The sequence below is a fragment of the Methylocystis echinoides genome (assembly GCF_040687965.1).
Classification (GTDB): domain Bacteria; phylum Pseudomonadota; class Alphaproteobacteria; order Rhizobiales; family Beijerinckiaceae; genus Methylocystis; species Methylocystis echinoides_A.
Genome location: NZ_CP156084.1, coordinates 3561258 through 3584108, shown reverse-complemented (window position 1 = coordinate 3584108; position 22851 = coordinate 3561258). Strand labels below are relative to the sequence as shown.

At 60.8% G+C, this 22851-nt stretch carries 22 protein-coding genes; 15 read left to right on the top strand and 7 right to left on the bottom strand.

Annotation, left to right across the window (positions count from 1 at the left end; genetic code table 11):
* Positions 1-18: 18 nt before the first annotated feature.
* Positions 19-1380 carry a glycosyltransferase gene (locus RVU70_RS17650; protein WP_363348665.1) on the bottom strand — a complete coding sequence of 454 codons (1362 nt, stop codon included), beginning with the start codon at positions 1378-1380 and terminating at the stop codon, positions 19-21.
* A gap of 53 nt (positions 1381-1433) precedes the next feature.
* Between RVU70_RS17650 and RVU70_RS17645 the strand changes: the two genes are divergently transcribed.
* Positions 1434-1646 (top strand): hypothetical protein, encoded by a 213-nt coding sequence (locus RVU70_RS17645; RefSeq protein ID WP_363348663.1) that lies wholly within the window; start codon positions 1434-1436, stop codon positions 1644-1646.
* Positions 1647-1771: 125 nt separating this feature from the next.
* Here RVU70_RS17645 and RVU70_RS17640 read toward each other — a convergent pair whose 3' ends face one another.
* On the bottom strand, positions 1772-4579 hold the full coding sequence (locus RVU70_RS17640) for a DUF4214 domain-containing protein (RefSeq protein ID WP_363348661.1): 2808 nt from the start codon (positions 4577-4579) through the stop codon (positions 1772-1774).
* A 150-nt stretch (positions 4580-4729) separates the two neighbouring features.
* Here RVU70_RS17640 and RVU70_RS17635 point away from each other — a divergent pair, with 150 nt between their 5' ends.
* A complete protein-coding gene (locus RVU70_RS17635; RefSeq protein ID WP_363348659.1) occupies positions 4730-4903 on the top strand; it encodes a hypothetical protein in 174 nt (57 codons plus the stop codon).
* 45 nt (positions 4904-4948) lie between these two features.
* Here RVU70_RS17635 and RVU70_RS17630 read toward each other — a convergent pair whose 3' ends face one another.
* Both RVU70_RS17630 and RVU70_RS17625 read right to left on the bottom strand, forming a co-directional pair.
* On the bottom strand, positions 4949-6895 hold the full coding sequence (locus tag RVU70_RS17630; protein WP_363348657.1) for a class I SAM-dependent methyltransferase: 1947 nt from the start codon (positions 6893-6895) through the stop codon (positions 4949-4951).
* A 31-nt stretch (positions 6896-6926) separates the two neighbouring features.
* On the bottom strand, positions 6927-8069 hold the full coding sequence (locus RVU70_RS17625; protein ID WP_363348655.1) for a glycosyltransferase: 1143 nt from the start codon (positions 8067-8069) through the stop codon (positions 6927-6929).
* A gap of 486 nt (positions 8070-8555) precedes the next feature.
* Between RVU70_RS17625 and RVU70_RS17620 the strand changes: the two genes are divergently transcribed.
* Genes RVU70_RS17620 through RVU70_RS17595 form a run of 6 tightly spaced genes read left to right on the top strand, consistent with a single transcriptional unit; the run spans position 8556 to position 15053 of the window.
* Positions 8556-8864, top strand: coding sequence for a helix-turn-helix transcriptional regulator (locus RVU70_RS17620; RefSeq protein WP_363351391.1), 309 nt, complete (start codon positions 8556-8558; stop codon positions 8862-8864).
* Positions 8864-10252, top strand: coding sequence for a hypothetical protein (locus RVU70_RS17615; RefSeq protein ID WP_363348653.1), 1389 nt, complete (start codon positions 8864-8866; stop codon positions 10250-10252). Before RVU70_RS17620 ends, RVU70_RS17615 begins: the two co-directional genes overlap by 1 nt.
* Positions 10249-10476, top strand: a complete 228-nt coding sequence (locus tag RVU70_RS17610) for a hypothetical protein (RefSeq protein WP_363348651.1) — start codon at positions 10249-10251, stop codon at positions 10474-10476. Before RVU70_RS17615 ends, RVU70_RS17610 begins: the two co-directional genes overlap by 4 nt.
* Positions 10466-12352, top strand: coding sequence for a type I secretion system permease/ATPase (locus RVU70_RS17605; RefSeq protein ID WP_363348649.1), 1887 nt, complete (start codon positions 10466-10468; stop codon positions 12350-12352). The genes RVU70_RS17610 and RVU70_RS17605 overlap by 11 nt, the downstream gene beginning before the upstream one ends.
* On the top strand, positions 12327-13628 hold the full coding sequence (locus RVU70_RS17600) for an HlyD family type I secretion periplasmic adaptor subunit (protein ID WP_363348647.1): 1302 nt from the start codon (positions 12327-12329) through the stop codon (positions 13626-13628). The genes RVU70_RS17605 and RVU70_RS17600 overlap by 26 nt, the downstream gene beginning before the upstream one ends.
* Positions 13629-13673: 45 nt before the next feature.
* On the top strand, positions 13674-15053 hold the full coding sequence (locus tag RVU70_RS17595; RefSeq protein ID WP_363348645.1) for a TolC family outer membrane protein: 1380 nt from the start codon (positions 13674-13676) through the stop codon (positions 15051-15053).
* A 167-nt stretch (positions 15054-15220) separates the two neighbouring features.
* On the opposite strand, the gene RVU70_RS17590 is transcribed toward RVU70_RS17595, so the two are convergent.
* Positions 15221-15526 carry a hypothetical protein gene (locus tag RVU70_RS17590; RefSeq protein ID WP_363348643.1) on the bottom strand — a complete coding sequence of 102 codons (306 nt, stop codon included), beginning with the start codon at positions 15524-15526 and terminating at the stop codon, positions 15221-15223.
* A 474-nt stretch (positions 15527-16000) separates the two neighbouring features.
* Positions 16001-16132: a hypothetical protein gene (locus tag RVU70_RS17585; protein WP_363348641.1), complete on the bottom strand. Its 132-nt coding sequence runs from the start codon at positions 16130-16132 to the stop codon at positions 16001-16003.
* A 710-nt stretch (positions 16133-16842) separates the two neighbouring features.
* Here RVU70_RS17585 and RVU70_RS17580 point away from each other — a divergent pair.
* From RVU70_RS17580 to RVU70_RS17560, 5 genes are all read left to right on the top strand, one after another.
* Entirely contained in the window at positions 16843-17397 is a 555-nt protein-coding gene (locus RVU70_RS17580; protein WP_363348639.1) for an Arm DNA-binding domain-containing protein, read from the top strand.
* Positions 17310-17891: a site-specific integrase gene (locus RVU70_RS17575; protein WP_363348637.1), complete on the top strand. Its 582-nt coding sequence runs from the start codon at positions 17310-17312 to the stop codon at positions 17889-17891. The genes RVU70_RS17580 and RVU70_RS17575 overlap by 88 nt, the downstream gene beginning before the upstream one ends.
* A complete protein-coding gene (locus tag RVU70_RS17570) occupies positions 17891-18550 on the top strand; it encodes a hypothetical protein (protein ID WP_363348635.1) in 660 nt (219 codons plus the stop codon). The genes RVU70_RS17575 and RVU70_RS17570 overlap by 1 nt, the downstream gene beginning before the upstream one ends.
* A gap of 85 nt (positions 18551-18635) precedes the next feature.
* A complete protein-coding gene (locus RVU70_RS17565; RefSeq protein ID WP_363348633.1) occupies positions 18636-19523 on the top strand; it encodes a hypothetical protein in 888 nt (295 codons plus the stop codon).
* Between the two features lie 16 nt (positions 19524-19539).
* Entirely contained in the window at positions 19540-19776 is a 237-nt protein-coding gene (locus RVU70_RS17560; RefSeq protein WP_363348631.1) for a hypothetical protein, read from the top strand.
* An 879-nt stretch (positions 19777-20655) separates the two neighbouring features.
* On the opposite strand, the gene RVU70_RS17555 is transcribed toward RVU70_RS17560, so the two are convergent.
* Complete coding sequence (locus RVU70_RS17555) at positions 20656-20892, bottom strand: hypothetical protein (protein WP_363348629.1); 237 nt, start codon at positions 20890-20892, stop codon at positions 20656-20658.
* Positions 20893-21705: 813 nt separating this feature from the next.
* Here RVU70_RS17555 and RVU70_RS17550 point away from each other — a divergent pair.
* Together RVU70_RS17550 and RVU70_RS17545 are read left to right on the top strand one after the other, a co-directional pair.
* Positions 21706-22509, top strand: coding sequence for a hypothetical protein (locus RVU70_RS17550; protein ID WP_363348627.1), 804 nt, complete (start codon positions 21706-21708; stop codon positions 22507-22509).
* 9 nt (positions 22510-22518) lie between these two features.
* A complete protein-coding gene (locus RVU70_RS17545; protein ID WP_363348625.1) occupies positions 22519-22845 on the top strand; it encodes a hypothetical protein in 327 nt (108 codons plus the stop codon).
* The last annotated feature ends 6 nt before the right edge of the window (positions 22846-22851 follow it).

Genomic DNA, 22851 nt, shown 5'->3' with positions numbered 1-22851 from the left:
GCCAACCATCGCGCCGCGCTAGGTTCCCTCGAACTCCAAGAGCGCATGCTGCACGATGTCCTTCCATTGGAACCGCGCGACCGCGGCTTCATAGCCGTTCGAGGCGATGCTGCTGAGCGAGGTCGCGTCCATTCGGGCGATGGCGTCGAGCTCGGAGGGAAAATCCTCGATATTGGCCACGAAGCATTGGCCGCGGCCGAATTCATAGCCTCTGTTGCCCATCGGCGTCGTCAACGTCGGTAAGCGGCTTTTCATATATGTCAGCATTTTCAGATTGGAGCCCGATCCGCTGACAATCGGGTTGAGCCCGAGATCGGCGGCGCACAGCAGTCGGTCGAGTTCCTGTTCCGACAGGCATCCCAGCATCAGCGTGTTTTGCGGTTGCGCCGCTTGCCGCACGCGCGGCGAGTCGCACATCGAGCCGACGAAGACGATGAGCCAGTTCGGGCATTTGCGCGCAATGTCGAGGAGGGCGAGCGCGCCTTCCACATTCGGCGGATGCATACTGCCGACATAGACAGCGACTCTGCCGCTCAATCCCAGCGCGCGCTTGTTCTGCTCGCGCTCGACATGCGACAGGTCGCGCGCGTCGGACACCGTCATGCCATTGGGCACGACGAACATCCGCTCCTTGGGCGCGCCGTAGAGTTCGTTCAGCGCGTCGACGTCCGACTTGCTGACGGCAAAGATTCGATCGGCGGCGGCGCAACATTCCTTTTCGACGGAAGCGACGGCGGCCAAGGCTCTGTCGCCCGCCTCGGTCTTGGGGAGAATGGCGCTCTTCAAGACATATTCGACATTATGCGCGTGATAGATCACGCGGCCTTTCCACACCTGCCGCAGCGTGCGGAAGCAATAGGGATGCTCCGCGACCGCAATGTCGGCGTCGTGGAGCGCCAGACGCAACACGGTTGCGAAATCCGGCGTGAGCGAAAGATTGTCGATCGCGGCGATGTCGGTCGCGTAGACGCCGAGCGCTTCCTGGAGTTTCGCTTCCCAGGAATATTGCTTGCGCGTCGCGGGAATGACGAATTCGCGGAAGTTCTCGTTGAAGACGAGCGTTCTGTAAGCGCAGCTCGACGGCGCGAGGGAAACGAGCGTGATGTCGGCGCGCTCGCTCAGCGTCTTGTAGAAATTGAGAATGCGGATTTGTCCGCCGCCATGCGGCGGCCAGCAGTTGAATGTATTCACCACGACGAGTCGCGGCAGGCGGGGCTCCTGCTTGCGCCCGACCATGGATCGCAGCGCCTTCTTCGCGAGCGTCAAGGCGATGAACGGCCGTCCCTTGATCGTCAAGGCAGGACCGCGCGCGCCGCGATCGCCACGACGAACGGCGCGTTCGAGCTGCCCCCGCACCTCGTCGGCGAAGGCACCTTTCATCTCTCGAGCGATTTTCCCAAAGCGACGATGCATTGCCAGACACGAAGGGTCGATTGCTGCTGCAAGCCAATCAGGCGCTGCCCATCAGGGCGCGCGGCGACCGCAAGATCGTTTTATACGGCTTAGCTTTAGCTTGTCAATTTGAGGAGTGGGCGTTGTTGCGTCGCGCTTGTGAGTTCACTCGCGATTGTGCCCTGGAAGCGAAATCAATGCGTTTGCATTCGGACGGGTTGCTGCAGAAGCCGCTTGTCACCCTCATCAAATGAAAAAAAAGCGCCCATCTACCCAAGGTCGCCAAAGCGAGGGTGACTCACTTCCTGAGCGCAAAACGGGGCCCCGAGGGGCCCCGTTCAATGTCGTTCCTGAAATCAGGTTCGGTCCCCCAGTCGGGTTACGCGACGAGCAGAACGTTATTCACGCCGAAGTTCGCGTAATCGGCCGCGGTCATGTTGATCGAGCCGACGATCGTCACGGCGTCCGCCGCTTGGATGACATTGTTCGTGCCATTCGAGTCGTCGACGATGGCGATTACGGCCTTGAAGTTCGTCGTGTCGTAGAACGACACGAAGTAACTGCTGTTGGCAGTCGCGCCAGTGATCGAGCCGGAACCGATCGCCGCGTCGAACGCCTGCTGCAAGGTGAGGCCCGCAGTCGCGACGCCGGTCGTCAACTTCACGACGTCGAGACCCGCCGCCATCGCCGCAGTCGAGTTTTGAGCAAGGTTCTGCACCGTCACCGAGCCGAGAGCAGCCGCAGCGACCGACGCGCCAAAGGCCGTACCGGAGCCGTAGTTACCCTGGGTCGCGGAAAGCTGCAGGATGTCGCCGCTCGTCGTCGTGGTCCCGACCGTGAAGTCGAGGATCGTCGCCGCGCCGGATTGGCTGGTCGCAATGGCCGCGCTGGCGTTGCTGCCGTAGAGCGCGAAGGTGTCATTGCCTGCCCCGCCGGTGAGCAAGTCTCCCTTGGTCGCCGTGACGCCAGTGGCTTCGTTGGACAGCGTGTCGTTGCCGGCGCCGCCCTTGATGACATCCGCCTGCGAGCTGCCGGTGATGGTTGTCGCCTTGGTCGAGGAACCGATCAGGCTCAAGCCATTGGTGGTTGCGGCCGACGCGTTGATGACGTTGTTGGCGCCCGTCACGGCGCTCAAGTCGATCGACTCATTGGCGTTGGCGGCCACGTTACCGGTCGTGATGCTGACAGTGCCAGCGCCCGTCGCCGTGACGCTCGTCAGAGCCGTTGCGCTCGTAAGCGCAGAGACAGTGATGTTGTCGGTCGCCGTGAGCTTGAGAGTCTCGATGCCAGCCAGAACGGGAGTCGTGATCGTGATCGTATTCACGGCCGTCAAATTATCGTTGGCTTCGATGACGACCGTGTCGAGCTGACCCACCGTGGTCGCGCCCTTGACGCCAATCGTCGGCGTATTGGAAGCGACGATCTGCACATTGCCCGCGGTGGCGGCGTTCAGGTTGGACACATCCGGCGCGCCGCCGCCGGCAAGGACGAGTTTACCAATGGTATTCGTCCCCGAGAGATTGTCCGCATCGAAAGTCTGACCGCCCGCAACGGCCAGGACCTCGAAGTTCTTGTAAAGGGCCCCGGTTGTTGCGGTGATTTGGTTACCAGCAGCCACGACGAGAGCGTCGGCATTGCCGGCGCCCGCATCGACTAAGGCGCCCGAAACAAGGATCGCGCCAGTGGTGATGGTGTCGTTGCCGGCGCCGCCCGTGAACTTGATGCCGGTATTATTGTTCAGAGTGGCGGTGACGCCACCGGCCGTGAGGCCAGACGCATCGATCGTCTTTACAGTGGTGTTCTCGATCGTGGCCAGGTCAACGGTCGTCGCCGCGCCTGAGACGGTGATCGTAGACGCTGTGCCGGTAAAACCGGTGATGTTGCCGGTCTTGAGGTTCGTGGTCGCGTTCACGGTCAAGCCGGTCGCCGCGCCACCCAGCGCGACAGTGCCGATCTCGTTCGCGGCGCCGGTCGACGTGAGGGTGACGGCCGTCGGGGCGGAGGAGATGGTGACGTTACCAGCCGTCGTGCCGCCATTCACATTGAGCGTCGCGGCGTCGGCGGCGGTCTTGTAGCCAAACCAGAAGTTGCCGTTCGTCACAGCGCCGTTGCCGTTGATCTGCGCGGTAGCGCCCGTGGCGAGTTTCGTAACCGTGACGCCTTGGGTGGAGAGATTGGAGATGACCTTGGTCAGGCCAGGCGTGTTAGTGGCGTCCAAGGTAACGCCGGCCGTGCCAACGGCGCGGACGCTGACCGTCTGAATATTTGAGACGAGCGCGCCGTTGATGACGTCGAGGGCGCCGCCTTGCGCGGTGATGTTGAGGGTGTTGGAGCCCAGACCGCCGTTGATCGAATCCGCAGCCGTGAGAGTAGAATTGGCCGCGGTCGTGCCGTCGACCAGACCGTTGACCGTATCATTGCCCGCGGTGCCGGTGATGGTGTCGGCGCTGGTCGTGAGCGTATAGGTCGTGCCCGAACCCGGCAGCGTGGGCGGGGTCTGACCGACGATCGGCGTCACATTGCCCGCCGCAACGGCGGCGTTGATCTGGCCCTGCGCGTTCTGCACCGAGGCGAGGTCGGCGCCCACGCCCTGAATGGCGTTGGTCGCAGCCTTGTAGCCGGGGTCATTGGCGTCCGCGGCGCCCGGGATCAGGAACTTGTTTGTCGACGACGCGGAGGCGTAGGACTGCGAGACGAGGATCTTGTTGTTGAACGTCTGCTGACGGATGAGCGCGTTGGCGTAATCCGCCGCATTCAGGCCGGAAGCCGCCTGGCTCGACAGATCATAGGTCTGGAAGGCCTGGACGAATTGCGCGAGCACATCGGCGCGCGACTGGCCGGCGTTGAGCAGGCCCGACCAGTAGAGAACGCCCGCCGACTCGCCCGGCAGACCGCCGAGGTTCTGATAGAGCGCCTGGATGAACTGGATGTTGTTCAGGCTGCCGTAAGTCTGATTGTAATAAGCGGCGACATTGGCGGCGCCGGCGGAACCCGCGGGCGGATTGATGAAGGCGTTGGCGAGCGCCTTATACTGCGCCGACGTCGCGATCTGGCCCGCAACCTGCGTCGGCGTCAGACCGAGAAAACCGCCCCACCCCGGATAGCTCGTGCTATCGGCCGCGCGATTGTAAAGCGTAATGTAGAGACCATCGATCGCCTGTTGCACCGTGGTAGTAGCGGTAGCCATGCTCGGTTCCTTACAAATGGGTTCTGCTTATTCAAACTGATGTCTCGTCAGCCGGCAGACGTGCGGTCCTCTGCGTCTCTCTGAGGCCAAACCTTACTGTCAAGACCAAGCTTCATTCGCACGCGTCCTGGCGTGTGTCAAGAATGCTGTATGCTGTATGGCGCGCCCGACATCGGGCGTGCGACGTCGAAAATGGAAAAAGCAAAATTAGAAAGTAACTTAGTGGAAATGAAAGATTTTCGTTTTGTACGCCGCCGCGAGTGGAGCCGCGGCGGAGCGCTCGGGCCGCGCCTGCAAAATGCAAGGCGACGGCCCGAGAGCTGATTCTGTATTCCGGCGCATCGGCGCGGCCAAAGCGCGTTCAGCGCTTTAATGAGCTTTCGGCCCGTCCGCGGAAGCGACGTTATCGCCCGCTGCTTTGGACAGCGCCTTACGCAACAGGGCGTTCTCCGCTTCCAGCGCATCGAGCCTCTGAACAAGGCTCTCCGTCGCCTCGCCGGCCGCGCTCCGGCTCTGCGATCGAAACCAGTCGATCGGGCGGAGCAGGGAGGATTTGTCTTTCGTGCGCAACGGCTTCGACGGTTTGTCGGCAAGAATGTAGGTCAACGCCCGATCCGACTTTTGATGTTGCCACGCCACGATATAGCCGAGCGCATCGGCCTTTTTGAGAAAAGGCCTGAAGTTGTCGGCGCCGACATGGATCATCAGCAGCGGCTTGGTTTCGCCGATGAGCGCTTTGGCGTTCTCGATGAAGTCCAGTTCCGCGCCGGGCTGGTCGAAGCGGATGAGATCGAAGCTCTGGTTTTGAAAAGCGCCATTGGCGAGGAGGCCGGGGAAAGACGGCGCCGCCGTCGCGTCCTGCGGGAGCAGCGAGAAATCCGCGCCCGCCACGCCGTTGAGCGCCATATTCAGGCGCAGCAGGCCGTGCTTGCGACGGTCCGGCTCCCACAAGGCGATCCGCGCCGCGTCCGCATATTTGGCGAAGAACGCCGCGTGGTTGCCGACGCCGGCGCCGAGATCGAGAATGCGCGCGCCCGCCGGCGTGAGGCGCTGCACGGCGTCGAGCTCGGCCAGATCGGCGAATTGTCCCGCTGCGTGAAAGCGCTGAACGGGGTCGACCGGATCGTCGACGAAAAAGGTCAGGCGCTCGCCGGCGTAGTCGAAGGAAAACGCCTGTCCGGCGACGCGATTGACGACATTGGGCGCCTCTTCCGCCACGCCGGCGTCGGAAAGGCTCAAGGAATGGAGCCAGAAATTGAGCAGCCGCCCGTCGAACCAGACCCAGGGCGATTTGCGCCAGTTCGGCAGATCGTTCACGCGCAGCAGGCCGCTGTGCCAGAACTCGATGCGCAGCGTCGGGGATTCGTCCGTCTCGGCTTCGAATTCGATGGTGCGGCGCCTGGAGTCCGTGAACTCGCTATTGTAAACGACCTGTCCCGCAATGCAGATCTTGACCATGGGCGTCTGTGCGAGCCGGTCCTCGACGCAGATCGGCTCGATGTCGAGCGCGAGCCGCACGCGCTTCGGCGCGCTGGGGGCGAGTTTGACCTCTACGATCGACAGATCGCCCTCGCTCACCGGGCGGCCGTTCTGGAACGAAAAGCCGCGCGCGAGCGGGGCGCCTTCGAAGACGCCGTCGAAAGCAAATTTCAGCGGCAGATGATGACCGACGCTGACATCCTCGTGGTGGATCGCAGGGAACCGCTGGACGTTGTATCGCTGCAGATACCAGCCATCTCCCTCCATATCGAAGGCGGGCCGGTCGGAGCGTTGAAAATAGGCCGTGGTCGCCGCCAGGCCGTGGGAGTAGAACGAGTCGTCCTGCAGCAGCGCCTTATAGAGATTATTGATCGTGGGAATGTGGACGTCGTCCAGGATCAAAATCCCGCCGGGAGCGAGGCGACGGTAAAAAGCGAAATATTCGAGCTCGGGAAAGGGATAGCCGTGGGGTCCGTCGATGAGGACAATGTCGACGTCCTGATCCAAAGGATCGGAGAAAATCGTCCGCTGCGTCGGGCCGAACACCCACTTCACGGCGGCGGCGTTGAAGCCCGGACACTCAACGGCGAAATTGACGCTCGAATTTTCGTCGGCGCGGTCGTCATAAGTGTAAGCCGTGTGATGCGTCGCATATGTCGAAAAGACGATGGTCGACGCGCCGCAACCCGTCTCCGCCGAGCGGACCGGCCGTCCCTTGAAATAATTTTGGAAATACCATTCGATCCGCTCGAGCGGCGCCGCGGTCAGCGTGCCGGCCTTGTGCGCCCCGCCGCGCGACCCCTGATAGTCGATGATGCTCTGAACCAACTCTGACATAGCGATTTTCCTTCAACAACTCGAACTTCCGCTACCGATCCGTGGGCGCGAAAATCTGCTGGAACCGCCTCTGATAGGCCTCTGGCGCGAAAAGCGTCTCGTAAATCTCGAGCGCCTCCTTGTTGATCTCGCGCTTGGGAAGGCGGAATGGTGAGGGGAGGCGCGCCTTGATCGCCGACTTGAATTCGGCGGCCGACCGGCAAAGCCCGGGCAGGCTTTCCCCAATCTGCCGATCGAAACCGCGCACCGCCAGGGGCGAGTAGATAAAGGGGCGGCCATAGGAGAGAGCCTCGATCGTCTTGATCGAAATCCCCTGTCCCTCGATCGTCGGCGCGAGAACCGTCCGCGCCCGATGGTACCACGGCCCCACGTCGTCGACGCGGCCCATGAAGATCGGTCCATAGCGCGTCAGATAATCGCTGGCCTCGTGTTGAAAGGCGACGTCGACATTGCCAACGATGCGAAGCCGCGCCGACCTGTTGAGTTTGCGATCCCATACCTCGTCGAGAAACCAACGAAGCGAATTGAAATTCGGGCGGTTGTTGGAAGCGACGATGAGGAAATCAATATCGAGCTTGGGTGAGCGCTCCAAGCGAGGCGGCCGGGGGAGAGCGGGATAGAGGAGATGATGTCTCTTCGTCGGCAATTGCTTCGCGAATACGCTGAATTCTTCCTCATTGAGATGAATGAACTCATCCGCTGCGCCGCAGCAACGCAGCTCGTCGCGAAAATACTGCTCGTAATGGCCCGGGGCGCCCGTCAAGGGATGCCGCGGGTCGCTGACGATCATGTGTCGACTCTGGATATCCTGCGTCTCGCAAACGATCTTCACGCCGTCGCTCCACTTCTGGATTCTTCGCGCGAGCGGCAGGTTGAAATAGTGATTGCACAACAGCGCCTCGATCTGATGCGACCGGATAAAGTCGCGCAAGCTTGCAGGCGCATCCGCGAGCCGCGCCGGCATCGTGCGCCAGAAGACAGACGTGCGCCTTCTCGCTGCGAGCTTTCCCAGCAAGACGCCCGGGCGAAAATTCGAGATACTGGAAAGCGTCGCCTCTCCGCGGGCGTCTGCGCCGAGGTCTCCGGTCTGCTCCCGGTAATGCGTCCACCAGCCGTCTCCCTGCACGCCGACGATCGACAAGACCGGCGCGACGGCGAGAAAGTAAGTTTCCATTCCCATAGCCGCCAAGGCGCGCAACTGCGCTTTGAAGAGCTGGTGGCTGCCGCATGACTCCCATGCCGGTCCGATGACAATGGCGCCGCGTCTTTTCACAGGATCACGCTCCGACGCTGACAATGAGGGCTTCGCCGCCGCGCAAGAAACGGGGCAAGGGGTCGCTCTGCAATGTCGTGAAGCGCCGCGACCAGAGTGAGCGGAATGACGACGAGACTTGCGAACCCGTCACAAGTCGACGGATCGCGCGACAGCGACCATTGACCCGGCCGCAGGAAGCCAGAAAGGCGAACTGCAAACGGCTCGAGACGCCGGCCGTTGCAACGATCATTCGTAGCGTTCCAAACACCTTGGTCTGCCGGTCTCTCGGGTTGCACACAGCGTGCTGTCGGCCGCGGGCAGTTCGTCATTGCGCAGCGATAGCTTAACTGTATCTAGACAGGCAGTCTGTAGATTGCTATACCTTGGCTGTCAAGGAATGTGGCGATGTACGGAAATCCTCAAAGGCGAACAGACTTAAATACGATGGAGCTTCGCCGGGAAGGGGGCCGTTGGCTGCGCAGTCTGCGCGAGCAGGCCGGCGTCTCGCAGCGGGATTTCGCGCGGCTCGTGGATACTGAGTACTATACGTTCATTTCGCAGGTCAAAAACGGACGTGGGCGGATTCCGCCAGACCGATATTTTTTGTGGGCGTCCGCGTTGAAGATCGAGCCGCGCGCCTTCGTCAAGACGCTGATGAAATACTACGATCCCATCGTTTATCAGATCCTGTTCGACGACGAGTGTGACGGTTGATGAGCAACGTCGCGTCCCTCTCCCTCTTTCGCAGTCGACCGCGGGATTGGTCCAATCAGGAGCTCGCGGAATTCTACCGCGTAGAGCGCGTCCTGACCCAAAGTGGAATGCGGGTTGCGACCGATCGCGGACTGAGCGACGAGGGCGATCCCTGGTTCGTGTTCTGTCGCGAGGACGACTCCGAACCAATCGTCCATTTTGCGCGCATTGACGGAGACTACGTCGTCGTCAGTTCGGCGTACGAGGGGGTTGCGCGCGGACGCGACTTCCGCTCTCTGGTTCAAAATATCATTGATCGCCAGCAGCTTTGGCCCGCCGAGGCGGTCAAGCGCGGCAATTCAAACGTGTTGATGCATCCGGCGACCCTGCTCGTCGCGGTTGTCGGCGTGGCCTTTTTGAAGGCTCCCGCGCCCGCGCAGGCGAAGGAGCCGACCAAAGACGGCGTGAAGAAAGCCGGCCCCGCAGCGGTTTCCGCATCGACAGACTTCACCCTGCCGGGAGAAATCGTCACGCGTCTCGAGGAGCGCTTGGGCGTCGAGCGTGATCTCAGTTCGGGCATGCGTCAAATATTGGCGGCGACAATTCTGTCGGAGAGTCTCTATTCAGACCTGTCGAATAGCGCCTCCGCGGGCGAGGCCGAACGCGCCAAGCGCTTACCGTTGGCAGACACGAGTCCGGGAATTCCGCTGCCGGAGGCGTCGAGAGAAGTGGTCGCTCCGGAACGTCTCGAGGATACTTATAGTTCCTCCAAGAGCCCTCATGTCGATGAGCTTGCGCCTCAACCGCAGTCCGGCTTCGAGACCGCCGTTGCGGCGATAATCGACCTTGTCGGCGCCTTGCATGACATCGGATCGCCCACAGACTCTTCGGCCGAAAGCCCCAAAGCGAGTGACGCTTCTGTTCTTTCGTCGATCGTCCCTGCGTCTCTTTTTCACAGCGATCCTGGGCTCGCGTTTTTCAGCAAGGCCGGGCTCGGCGGCGTATTCGCTAAATTCGCACCGCAGGCCTATGCAGTTCAGCTCCACACCGCCGAGGCGAATGACACGAGACCAGCGCTGAAGGTGAATAATGACAAGATCGGCTCGACCCCGGCAAAGGCCGCCGACGTCTTGGAGCCGCAAGTTTTTCACGAAGACGCTTATCTCGTGTTTCAGTTGCCGTCCGAATTCGAAAATGTCGTGCACTATAAAAACGCGTCGAAATCGGGATCAGCGGCGGATTTTCTTATGCAGAACAATGTCGCCCTCACGACTCATTTTGATGACGCGTCGAATCTGCCGCTGCAAAGCCCCGACGCCTCCCCTGAATCCGACCGCGTCGAGGCGCCGCCCGGCTCTCGGACAATGTCTACGTATCGAGTGCGAGCGCGGGCACAGGCGATATTTTGACAGCGGATACGTTCATCCACGCCCTGCAACTCTTCTTATCCGAAACCCCATCTTCAAAAGTCATCGTTTCGCAGCGGCAAGAGTTCGTTTTTTACGGGCCAAATGACGTGATGGTGGCGACAACCCCGATGGAGAGCATCACGCTGTCGTTCAGCGACGGCAGTTCGATCAGCATCGTCGGCCAGCAGCAGACACTCGAGCATCTTCTTTCCAATGTACAATAAGTCCTGGCGTGAGGCCTTGCGGCGGCAGTGGGTCGTAGCGCAACCCAACGTGATCCTCCTTGCGAGCTATCTCACGAGCAGCGTCCGGCTCGTTGCATCCTTGTTTGCCGTCGGCGACAAGAAGACGCTCCCGAGCGCGACGGGCGTGCAAAGTCGCTTGATCAACGGCATTCGTGAGACGCGTCCAATTTTTCTGACGGCGGTTGTATTCAGCTTTTTCATCAATCTGCTGATGTTCGTCAGCCCGCTCTATATGTTGCAGATCTACGATCGCGTCGTCAGCAGCCGCAGTGAAACGACGCTGATCGCGCTCACTGTCCTCGCTGGCGCCTTGCTGATGATCTACGCGCTTCTGGAAGGTCTGCGCGCCCGCATCCTCGTGCGCGCCGGTCTCTTGTTCGACGCCAAGATCGCCGGTCCCGTGTTCGAAGCGATTCATCAGGGCAATGTCCGGATGCCGAGCGGGGGACACGTCCAATGTCTTCGCGACATGGACGTCGTGCGGGAGTTTCTGACCGGGTCCGGTCTCCTGGCGCTGTGCGACGCGCCGTGGTTCCCGATTTTCGTCGTGGCCTGCTTCATTCTCAATCCCTGGTTCGGCGTCATCGCCTTGCTTGGAAGCCTCGCGACGCTGGGACTGACGGCGCTGAACGAGGCGATGACCAAGAAGCACCTGAATGCGGCGACGCTCGCGAACGCGCGGTCGAGCCAGAGCGCCAACGCCGTCTTCCGTAATACGGAAGTGTTGCAGGCGATGGGCATGGTGGAGAACCTCAAGAAGATCTGGCTCGATCAGCATGACAGTGTTCTTGCCGCTCAAGCCTGGGCCAGCGATCGATCGGGAGCGATCGTCGCCTTCACCAAGTTCTTCCGCATGTTCCTGCAGACGATCATTCTGGGGACTGGGGCGCATCTCGTAATCGCGCGCGAAATTTCGCCCGGGGCGATCGTGGCGGGCTCCATCCTCGTTGGGCGGGCGTTGCAGCCGATTGAGCTCGCCGTTGGCAATTGGAAGGGCTTTATCGCGGCGCGTTCGGCTTATGAACGGTTACACAAATTGTTTTCGATCGCGGGGAATGGAAGCCCCCGCATGTCGCTCCCCAAGCCAGACGGCGCATTGGTCGTCACGGAGGTCGTCGCCGCCGCGCCGGGACGGCCGCAGGCGCCGATCCTGAAGGGCGTTTCGTTCGCCGTGGCGCCGGGAGAGATTGTCGCCGTCGTCGGACCTAGCGGGGCGGGGAAATCGAGCCTCGCGCGAGTCCTGGTGGGGGTGTGGCTGGATCTGCGGGGATCGGTGCGGCTTGGCGGCGACGATCTCTCACATTGGAATCCCCAGGAACTGGGGGTGCACATTGGCTATTTGCCGCAAGATGTCGAATTGTTCGACGGCACCATCGCCCAGAACATTTCTCGGTTCCAAGACTATGTTCCAGAAAAAGTCATCGAAGCGGCGTCGCTTGCCGGATGCCACGAGCTGATCCAGCAGATGCCCGAGGGCTACAATACGCAGATCGGGGAAGGCGGCCACGTCCTGTCTGGCGGACAAAAGCAGAGAGTGGCGCTGGCGCGCGCACTGTATGGCGCGCCCAGTCTCGTTGTTTTGGACGAGCCGAATGCAAACCTCGACCCCGCGGGCGAAGAAGCGTTGTTGCGGGCGCTTCAGAAAATTAGGCAGCTCGGCGCGATCGTCGTCATCATTACCCACAAGGTCAACGTTTTGACGGCTGTCGACAAGATTCTCGTATTGGTCTCGTTCAGGCGTTTGGGCAGCGCGACGCCATCTTGCCGCATCTCATGGGCTCGCAGGCTCCCGGAGCCCAACCCAAGTAATCGTCGAAGGACCAACGCGTATGAGCGTGCAGACCGCTACGGATGATTGGCGCAAATTTGCATCCATGGGCTACGCCACGATTTTCTTGACCTTCGGCGTCATCGGCGGCTGGGCCGCGTTGGCGAAGATTGATCGCGCCGTGGTGGCGACCGGCTTCATCTCGACGGAGACGAACAGGAAGACGCTGCAGCATTACGAGGGCGGGATCGTGCGTGAAATCCTGGTTAAAGAGGGGGATCACGTCCGCGAAGGACAGATCCTGCTTCGCCTCGATAAGGTGCAAGCGCAAGCCAATCTCGAAGTATTGCAGAACCAGCTCGACTCGGCTCTGGCGCTCGAAGCCCGATTGATCGCCGAAAGAGAAGGAAAAGATCATATCGAGTGGTCTTCGGAGTGGTTTCGCGACAAGACCAATCCGCGAATCGGTAAGCTCGTCGAGGACGAGACAAGGCAGTTCGAAGAGCGCAGGGCCTCGCTGCGCGGGCAGCTTGAAATCCTCGAGGCCCGCATCAAGCAGCTCAGGACCGAGATCAGCGGCATCGCGATCGAGAAGGCGTCCACGGAAAAGCAAGTGCGCTACATTAACGACGAGCTCGCCGGCTTGCGCATGCTGCTCGCCAAGCAACTCGTGCCCGCCAATCGCGTGTTCGCGATGGAGCGGGAACGGACCCGGCTCGAGGGTATCGTAGGGAAACTGATTTCCGACTCCGCCAAAGCGGATGGAGCGATCAACGAAATCGGCGTTCAGATCGCACAGATGAAACAGAAATTTCAGGAGGACGTCGCTACGCTATTGTTGGACGTCCGACAGAAAATAACCGACCTTCGGCAGCGAGGCATCGTGGCCAATGATGTGCTGCGACGCATCGACGTCGCCGCGCCGAGGACTGGAACGATCCAGAACCTGAAGGTTTTCACCATCGGCCAGGTCCTGCGCCCCGGAGAGCCGATACTGGACATCGTGCCAGATCAGGACCGCTTGATTGTACAAGCGCAGTTTTCTCCCACCGACATCGACAGCGTCCGGGAGAGCCAGACGGCGGAAATTCGATTCCCGGCTTTCCACTCGCGCACGCTGCCTGTCATGGCGGGCAATCTCGAGACGATTTCGCACGACCGCCTGGTCGATGAAGCGAGCAAGCAGCCCTACTATCTGGGAATAATCGCAATCAGCCGAGCCGAGATTCCGGAGGCTTACCGGAGTCGTTTGCGCGCCGGCATGCCGGCGGAAGTCATCGTATCTGCAGGCGAGCGCACAGTTCTTGATTATCTCATATCGCCCCTGTCTGCCTCGTTACGTAAGACTTTTATCGAGCAGTAGAGGTCGCGTCCGCATCGGGTCTTGCGACACGATCAAGGGGTTGTCATGCGTATCTCGTTTGCTGTCTCCGTTATCGGCTGCGTGGCGCTCGCCGCGCCGAGCTGTCGCGCCGAAACCATGCGAGAGGCTTTGGCGCACGCCTATCTGGTCAATCCCCAGCTCAATGCTCAGCGCGCGAACACACGTGGCGTGGACGAGAACTTACCCATCGCGCAGGGGGCGTTTCTCCCGACCGCGTCCGTCCAGGGTAACTTCGGGCTCCAGGTGCAAGAGCTCCAGGGCGTTAGAAGCGGAAGCCAGATTATCAACTTGGCCGCCGCGTCCACGCAGCCGGGAGGGGGAGCCATTTCTCTCAGCCTGAATATTTTCAACGGTTTTAGAGGGATTAACGGGATCAATCAGGCGGAAGCGCAGATTTTCCAGTCGCGGCAATATCTGCGCAATATCGAGCTGTCCGTTTTGTCGGCGGCGGCGAGCGCCTATCTGAACGTGCAGCGCGACATCGCGATCTACGATCTCCGTGACCAGTATGTCGCCATCATGGCTCACCAAGTGGAGATTACGCGGGAACGCCTGATCGGCGGCGAGGTCACGATGACGGACGTCTATCAGGCCGAGACCGCCCATGCGCAAGCAAAGCAGGACCGTGCGACGGCGACCGTGAATTTGCAGGCGAGTTTATCTGTCTACAAGCAGGTGATCGGCCAAGCGGCGACCAGGTTGGCCCCCGCGCCGCCTTTGGACAATATGCTGCCCAAAAGCATCGAGGCGGCGATTCAATTCGCGGATGCGAACCATCCGCTGGCGCAGGCGGCGCGCTACAATGTCGAGATTCAGGACTACGCCGTGAGCATTATCGAGGGGCAACTCGCGCCGACGGTTGCGCTCAACGGCCAAGTGTGGAAGCAGTACGACGCTTATAACACGGCAAATCAACGCCTTTTCCAGGGTTTTGTCGGTGTGCAGCTCAACGCGCCAATCTATGAAGGCGGCGTGATCTATGGGCAGGCTCGCCAAGCAAAGGAAAAGTTGGGGGAGGCCAGGTATCTACAGGACCAGCAACTTCTTCAAATCCATCAGTCGACGGAGGCGGCTTGGGCGGCGTGGAAGCAGTCGGGAAAGTTTCTGGCCGCCGCCAAGGAGCAGGTCGCGAAAGGCGAGGAAACGCTCGCCGGGATGCGCGAAGAGGCAAAATATGGCCAGAGGATCACTCTGGAAATCTTGAACTCGCAATTGACGCTGGTTAATGCGCGCATCGCCTATGTGATTGGACAGCGCGACCGTATCGCGACCTCTTATAATCTGCTGGCGGCAATCGGCGGATTGTCGGCGGCGACGCTTGGGCTCGACGTTCCGATGTATGATCCCACCGAGCATTTCGACCGAGTCAAACATCAGTTCATTGGACTCGAGCCCTGGAAATAGCCGAGCGACGCGCGCGAAAGCGAATTTTTTAAGTGAATCGTCGGCGTCTAGCTGTCGATTCCATTAGTGTGAAGTTGCGCAGGCAAGGCGCGCGCCGCCTCGAAGAGAAGACCGCGGCCGTCGTCGGCCGCGATCCATCCAAAGAGCCAGGAGAGCAAGCAATTATCTCACGGCGCGCCGAAGTTCAGCGGAACCTGCGCCTGGATCACGGTCGATCTGTTGATAGCGGTTCCGCCGTTATAGGTGTTGCCAATCGTCTGGTTGACGGTCGCTGACTGCGAAAGGGCGCCATTCCAAACGTTGACCGGAACCTGCGCCTGCAGAAGGTAAGAACTGTTCTTGGCGAAGCCGCCGTTGTAGGTATTGCCGATCTGCTGCGTCACGTTTCCCGTCTGATTGAGCGTCAAGGGCTGGGCGAACGTGAAGCCAGTGGAAAGAACCAGAGCTGCAGGAATAAGAAGGAGCTTCCTCATGAGTATTCCTCCATACTTGGGGTGAAGCCGCCTGTCGGCGCTTCGGCGGAGGAAGTAGGCGATCATAAAGGCACGCACAGGCGCCTTTTTGGATAGGTGTCCATATTGATTAAGCGTTTTCACCTATAATCTTCACGGATGCTGCTTTGCTCAGCTGACGCGGATATAATTAAGCACAATCTCCGCAAGGGCCGCCGTATCGCGCGCAGGATGTTTGTCGCCTCTCGCAGCGGTTCGTGGCGCGCCGCTTCATGCAAAAGGATGCTCGAGCCGCCAACTCAAACGCCGCGAAGTTTGCTGAAACGGGAGGGTTCCGCAGTCGTAGCTGGGAGCGCCTTGGATCGCCGTCACGAGGCCATGCCGAACAGACGAGGCAGAGCGAATGGCGCGATGTCCGCTTAGCAGTCCCCACAGTAACAAGGGGGGCGCATGAGCGCCCCCTTTGCCGGTTTTCCGTCCCCCATAAATCCAGGATCACGGGTCCATGCAATAGCAGGCGGCGCCGTCGAAGTTATTGAAACCCTCGGGAGCGGCGGAAGCCGTGCTGGCGAAGCCAATGCTCAGGGTCAGAGCGATAGCGGCGAAGATGGTGGTCAGCTTGGTCATGGTCGGCTCCGTCAGTTCTTGCCTGTGTTCTCGATGGTCTGACGGTAGCTGATCGAGGTTCGGCCGTAGGTGCGCCAGCACACAAGAGGAGTGGGCTTTTTCCACTGCTGCCGGGGAAATGGCGCGGCCTGGGTCAATAGGTTGGCGGTGGGGGCGGGCCGCTTTCGCGCCCACGCGGTTTCCCCGACCATCCCGATGAGACGGTGCAACGCCAAGCTGTCCTTACCAAGGTTTGCTGACGCTGGCGGATGAACGCGCCGGACGTTGCAGCAGTATCGGACGCCTGATTTCTTAAGAGATGGTTAGCGGGGCCGCTCTTGCTTGTCGGATAGGGGCAGCTCGAGCACCTTGGCGGCAAGCGACGCCCCTGATCGGCGACGAAAGCCAGGCTTGCGCCGGTCGGCCTGCCTGATTGTTCGCACACGGGGGCGAAACGGACGGGCGGCGCCGGCCTCGTAACGCTCGCGGGCAGCGATATGGTCGCTACGCGCGGAAGCTGACGGTCACGTCTTTTCTTAATATATTGATTTACTTGGTGGAGCTGGGGTCCGTCAAACTAAGTTCCGCTGGCTTCCGGGCGATTCCATAATAGCGAATTAAATCAAATTGATAATTACGTGCCCCTCCGCAGGCTTCCGCCGGACTTTGCCCAAATCCACGCAAAATTGTAATACTGTTTGTAATACCAGATTGAACGGAGCTGGAACATTATGGCGGGGAAGCTGACCGCGCGAGGCGCCGCCACGACGAAGTCGGGGCAGTACAGCGACGGGGGCGGGCTCTATCTGATCGTCGCCCCGAGCGGCGCCCGAAAATGGGTCTTCCGGTTCACCTTCGGCAGCAAGATCAAGATGATGGGCCTGGGCAGCGCGGACGTTGTGTCGCTGGCCAAGGCTCGCGCCCTTCGAGACGACGCGCGCCAGATCGCCGCGGCGGGGAAAAACCCAATCGAGGAGCGCACGGCCACGCGCGAAGGCAAGCTCACCTTCGGGCAATGCGCGGATCGATATATCAAGACGAAGGAAGGCGGCTGGCGCAACGAAAAGCACCGCTGGCAGTGGCGCCACACATTTGAAGTCTACGCCGCGCCAATTCGAGCGAAGCCGGTTGACGAGATCGACACCGCCGACGTCCTCGCCCTCCTGCAACCCCTTTGGAGCGCGGACACCATCCCGCCTTGCCGTATACCGACGTTCCGGCCTTTCTGGCTCGGTTGCGCGAACGCGAGGCCGTCGGCGGCCTCGCGCTCGAATTCACGATCCTGACGGCCGCCAGGAGCGGGGAGACCCTTGGCGCGACGTGGGGCGAGCTCGACCTAGAGGAAGCCGTCTGGACCGTCCCAGCGGCCCGAATGAAAGCCGCCAAAGAGCACCGCGTCCCCCTTTGCTCGCGAGCCCTCGAGATTGTTCAGAAGCTGGCCGAGGCGAGAACCAGCGAATTCGTTTTCCCTGATCATCGAAGGGGGCGGCCCCTTTCGAACATGGCGATGGAAATGCTACTTCGGCGCATGGGCGAGGACAAGATCACCGTCCATGGCTTCCGCAGCGCCTTCCGTGACTGGGTGGGCGATGAGACAAGTTTTCCGCGAGAGATCGCGGAAGCGGCGCTGGCGCATCAAATCACGAACGAGGTTGAGCGCGCTTACCGGCGCGGCGATGCCATTCAGAAGCGCCGACAGCTTATGGACGCATGGGAAGCCTATTGTTCCCGGTCAGCGTCACAAGGCATCGAGTTTGTCAGCCTGACGGAGGCAGTCTAATGCCGCGCCGCCAAAGCAAATTCGCAAATGACAAAAATGGCACGTTTACGATTTGCGTAAGTAATCTGACGAAACATCTCGTCTCGGGCAGCACAGCCCCTTACTTGGGAAGAACCGAGCAAGAAGTTCGCGAATGCGCTAATGGGCTCGCGCTTCTGGGCAGATTGCTCACGGCGTACATGAAGGCCAATCGAGACGTCAGCACCTACGCGAACCTTGGAGTGACGAACGCAATCGGCATTATGGATTTTTTGGAAACCGGCCGAGCGCATCCAATCTCTCGGTATATCGAAGGACTTAGGACAGAGGAATTTCGCACCCAAATCGGCGAACCTAAAAAAGGGACGCCGAGGAAAACGGAATTTGAGGGAATGCGTCGCGCTATGGTTGTTGGAGCCGTAATGGCGCTGCAGTCGCGCGACGATTGCAAGCGAGACCCTGCAATAAGAAGAATGCTGTCGCTGACAAAGCATCTCGGATATGGGCTCACGAAAGCCAAAATCGCCGACTGGCAAAATGGCTGCGAGACTGAGGGAAGCGTCGGCCCCGAGGCGTTCCGCAATCACATGATGGAGCTGGCCGAGAAGAGAGGGGCGCCCTTGGAGGACGTCATTTTGGACTGCCTGCGCGGAAGCTGGGACGTAGCATTTCCAGGCTAGCCGGCAGAAATGTTTTAACCCCCTCTCTTATCACACAACTCCACATGGTCCCCTTGGTTATCGTGTAAAACCAAGGAGCGACACAGTGCCCAATCCCAAGCAGAAGCCCGAGACGGCCAAGACTTCGGGCGCAGCCACCAAGGCGCCCGTCGAGCGCATGGCGAGGGTTCTGGCGAATGTGCTTTCGTCGGCGCCGCCCGGCCGGGAGGGGGCGCGGCGCTCGAGATCGGCCCCGCCTGCTTTCGGCCTGTGCAGCCGCTCCCTGGCGCTGGCGGCGATCCGTTGCGGCCTCGATTTCACGCCCGAGCAGATCGAGGCGCAGGTGCGATCGACGCTCGACTGGCGGAAGGCCGAAGCGAGCCTTGCCGGCAAGCCCGTCTTCCGCCCGATGCGGCCTGACACGATCGGCCGCACGCTGGGCGTGACCAGCGAGACCCGCGGAGAAGCGAAGGCGTGGTTGATCGGGACGTTCGACGGGAGCCCCCAGGAGCGCGCCGAGGCGTACCGGGCTCGAGAGGCCGCCCGCCGCCGCCGTGAGCGGGTAGAGAAGGGCGCTCAGCCTCAGTCCCAATCGCTGTCCCGCCTGAAGCCCTGGGTCGCCGCGGGAATGTCCCGCGCCCGGTGGTATCGGCAGAAGGCGCAAGGGATTGAGACAGTTTCGTCCGCACCCAATAAGGTTGCAAATGGACAAGCTCGAGTTGAGACAGTTTCGTCCGCGACAACTTCGTCCGCGACCAATAAGGGACGTGAGACAACTTCGTCCGCGCCCAATAATACCAATATCACCAACGCCGCTTCGGGGTTCCCCCTCGCGTCTTGTGAACAAGCGACGAAGACCGCGACCGATATCAGCGTCGTCGGGCTTATCGATAAGATCAAAACCGTGAAATCCGAGCCGGCGCCCGCCTTCGGGCTGAAGGACGCCAAGCCGGATGGCCTGACCTGCAAGGCGATCGTCGGCAACGATCCTTAACGAAGGGGAGCGCGTGATGGCCCTCGACTACGCACAGGCCAGCCGGGCGCAGATCGTCCGCGAAATCCGTAAGGAAAAAATCAGCATCGCCGCAGCATCGCGGCGCTATGGCGTTCCGATCAGCGGGATTTGCGGATGGCTCAGGTTCGCAGGCGTGCCGATCCCTGAGGAATATAGTCGGCCGCGCAGGGAGCGCTCGGAGCAGCCGTTGAGCGCCGCGCAGATGGGGCGACGCGCGGAGACGGATCGATGACGGCAAACCGAGCTACTAGTTCCATTGGCGACGGCTTTGGAGAAATTGGGGAACGCGATAGGATCAGAGGATGCTTTACTCTAGCCGTGAGAAGCGCGGGACCACTCTAAAGGATTGAATTATGAAAGCTGCGGCGATTGGATTATTTTTATCACTAATGCCCTTACCTGCTACGTCATTCACTGTAGATAGTGATGACAAGGGCGGAATACCAGATGCATATTACGGACGGATGCAAAGAGCCAGAGCAACGGGGGAACTCATCCGTATCGGGCCAGTAGCGTGCGATTCATCCTGCACTCTTTATCTTGGTGCAAGGAATGTGTGCGTTTCACCAGAAGCCGTGTTTGGCTTTCATGCCGTTTGGACTGGATGGCAAGGAAATCCAGTGGGGTCATTCAACAATCAGCGCTGGACTGCGCTTTTTGCAGATGCGTACAAGCCTCGTTTGCGAGAGTTGTTTCTTTCTCATGTTCGAGAGTATTGGCATGTATCGCCACAGCCACTTATGAAACTAACTGGATCACAGTTATCCCATTACGGCTACAGGCTTTGCGAATAATGAATGCAATGGGCGACGGCGCAGTAAGCGGTCGTCCGAGGTGGTCGAAGCGGCGTCGCAATGAATAATCCGCGAGGGAAAAATTTCCGAGGTCGGGCTGAATAGCGGCGAGCCCAAAAGACCGGAATGTTTTTCGTCCCAAGGATTTCCAAGAGACACCCCGATTTTTCAGGGGGAAAATCGAGCGCGAGCAACAGGACCTGTTGGAGCCGACTTCGAATTTTGCCCCCGGCATACGGGGGGCCGGGGGTCGCGTGCATACGGGCCGGCCAATCCGGCGGCGCAGCCGTGTGGCGCCAGGGGGCCGGCGGCCACAGTCAGGCGGCGAGCAGCGGGGTATAGGGCAGGAGCAGGGGGCCGGGCGGCCATTGATCCAGGCCGGGGACGGGGACGAAGACGCGATCGAGGCTCGGCAAGAACTTCGGGGGGCGTGACCACATGAGATTGGGCCGCGCCATGCCCAAGTATCTGCATGTGTTCGCGGGCAGCCATTCGTCATCCGCGACCGCGACGAGCTTCATGCCGAGCGCGCCCAGCATGGCCGGCATGCTCATTGAGCCGGCTCGCTTCGAGCCAGAGAACACCTTGCCAGCCCATCCTTGCTGACAACCGCTCAGATCGTCGAGCGCGAGATTGACCAGTCCCAAGTGGCGCTTTCGCAAATCCATGAGCCAGCGATTTCAGCAGGGGTTTCGACCGTGGCGAGAAGGTGCATGGCGCGCTCCGGTTCGAGGACGCCCGCGAAGCTACTCGCAGGCCGGTCGCGCGTCCAGACTGCAGTTCTGTGGGACATATGTTCCGCAGAATGTTGCTGGCAAGACACTTAAAACACGAAGCTTACACTCACGAAACATCGAGCGGTATTACAATCGGTATGCATCCTTGGCTCGCCAAGCCCCCCGACATGCCTGGCCCCGAGCACCAGGCCGCCACCGCCAGATGGCCGCCCCGCGGGCCCACGGGCGCTCTGGATTGAGACATTGCTTGAAGCGCGGTCGCACACCGGCCCGACGCTCGGAAATGTCCAGCGGCCCCGCGCGCGCCGCTTAGCCACCACCCTAGCCCTTCCGCCCCCGCCTTTGCTCCGCAGCCATTGGAACAACCGCCTGGCCGCTTGGTTAAGCTGTCGCGACGCATGGCCTTGGCTCGTCCCGGAGCCATCCCCTCGTCCCTCTGGAGGGGCCGTGCGCCGCGTCCCTCGCTACAACCCGAGCCTATGCCCCGGAACTTCGTTTCCCCTTGGTGGGTTGTTCCTGCATCTCCTATCCAGGGAGTTCTCCCCGACTTGGCCCGGCCCTGCGCCGGGCTTTTTTGTCGGTTGGAAAATAGGTCAGTAGTGTTGACCTATTCCTGCCCGCGCGCCTACCTTGCCGCTAGACTTCGCGCGTGTATGCCGAGCGGCCATGGAACCTTCAATAGAGCAGCAAGACCGGAAGCGGGCTGAACCACGAGGCCAGCGGCTGCCTCTCCGCGCGCTCGATAGCCGCGGCCGGAAGCTATGCGACCTGATGCTTTTTGGCGCCGATCCTGACGAGGCCGAGCAATACGGCTTCCCGCCGAATTCGCCGCTGACCCTGGAGCAGGCCGCCGTGATCGTCGGTCTAAAGATGACGAACGCACGCTTCATCTTCTCCCAGAAGTTTTTCCTCGCCGCCTATTCCGAAGGGCTGAAGCAGCTTCGCCGTTCTCACCAGGCGCGGGCGCTTGGAACGCTGGCGCAGATTATGGACGACGACAGCGACCAGAGCGCGGCTAAAACGGTCAGGGTCAAGTGCGCCAACGCCTTGCTCGACAATCCCGAGGCGCGCGGGCCGAACGTCAACATTCAGGTCAACAACGGCGTAACCCTGCAGGCGGGGGTCGTGATCCGATTGCCCAGCGGCGTCCAAGCCCCACCGCTTGAGAGCGGCGATCCGGCGCCCGCGATCGAACACCAGCCGGCGCATCGGACGACCGCCGCCCCCACGCGCCTTGCGCAAGAACTCGCCGACGCCGCTTCGGCGGACTTCAAAGCCCTCGAACGCCGCCGGGCCGAAGTTGACGCGCGCCTTGGAAAACTCTCGGCCGCCGAGAAAGAGCAATTCCAGTCCGAACTGAAGCGCTTGCTCAAACGCGCCGAGATTACCGGGGCAAAGCACTCATTCCGCAGATCGTGGTCGAACGGGAAGTAGGAGAACGTCATGTCGAAGACCAAAGCAATCATGTCTGCGCCTTTGAAGGGAACCGGCGGACGCGTTGCAAACCCACCGATGACCGCGACGCAAAAGGCGCTCGCTGACAAAGCCACGCCTCTCACCGTCACGCGCGGCTCGACCGGCCGCATCATGGATGGCGGAAACCTCATTCCCAACGGCCGCAAGGCTCCCGCGCCGGGCCCCCAGGCGCGCCAGGACATCGCCCAGGGCCGCAACATCGCGCGTCCGCTCCAGCCGACCGACGCATTGTCGAAGTCACAGATCGCAGACGGCCGCGCAATGGGCCCGCGCTCCGGCGGCAAGAAACCGTAACACACA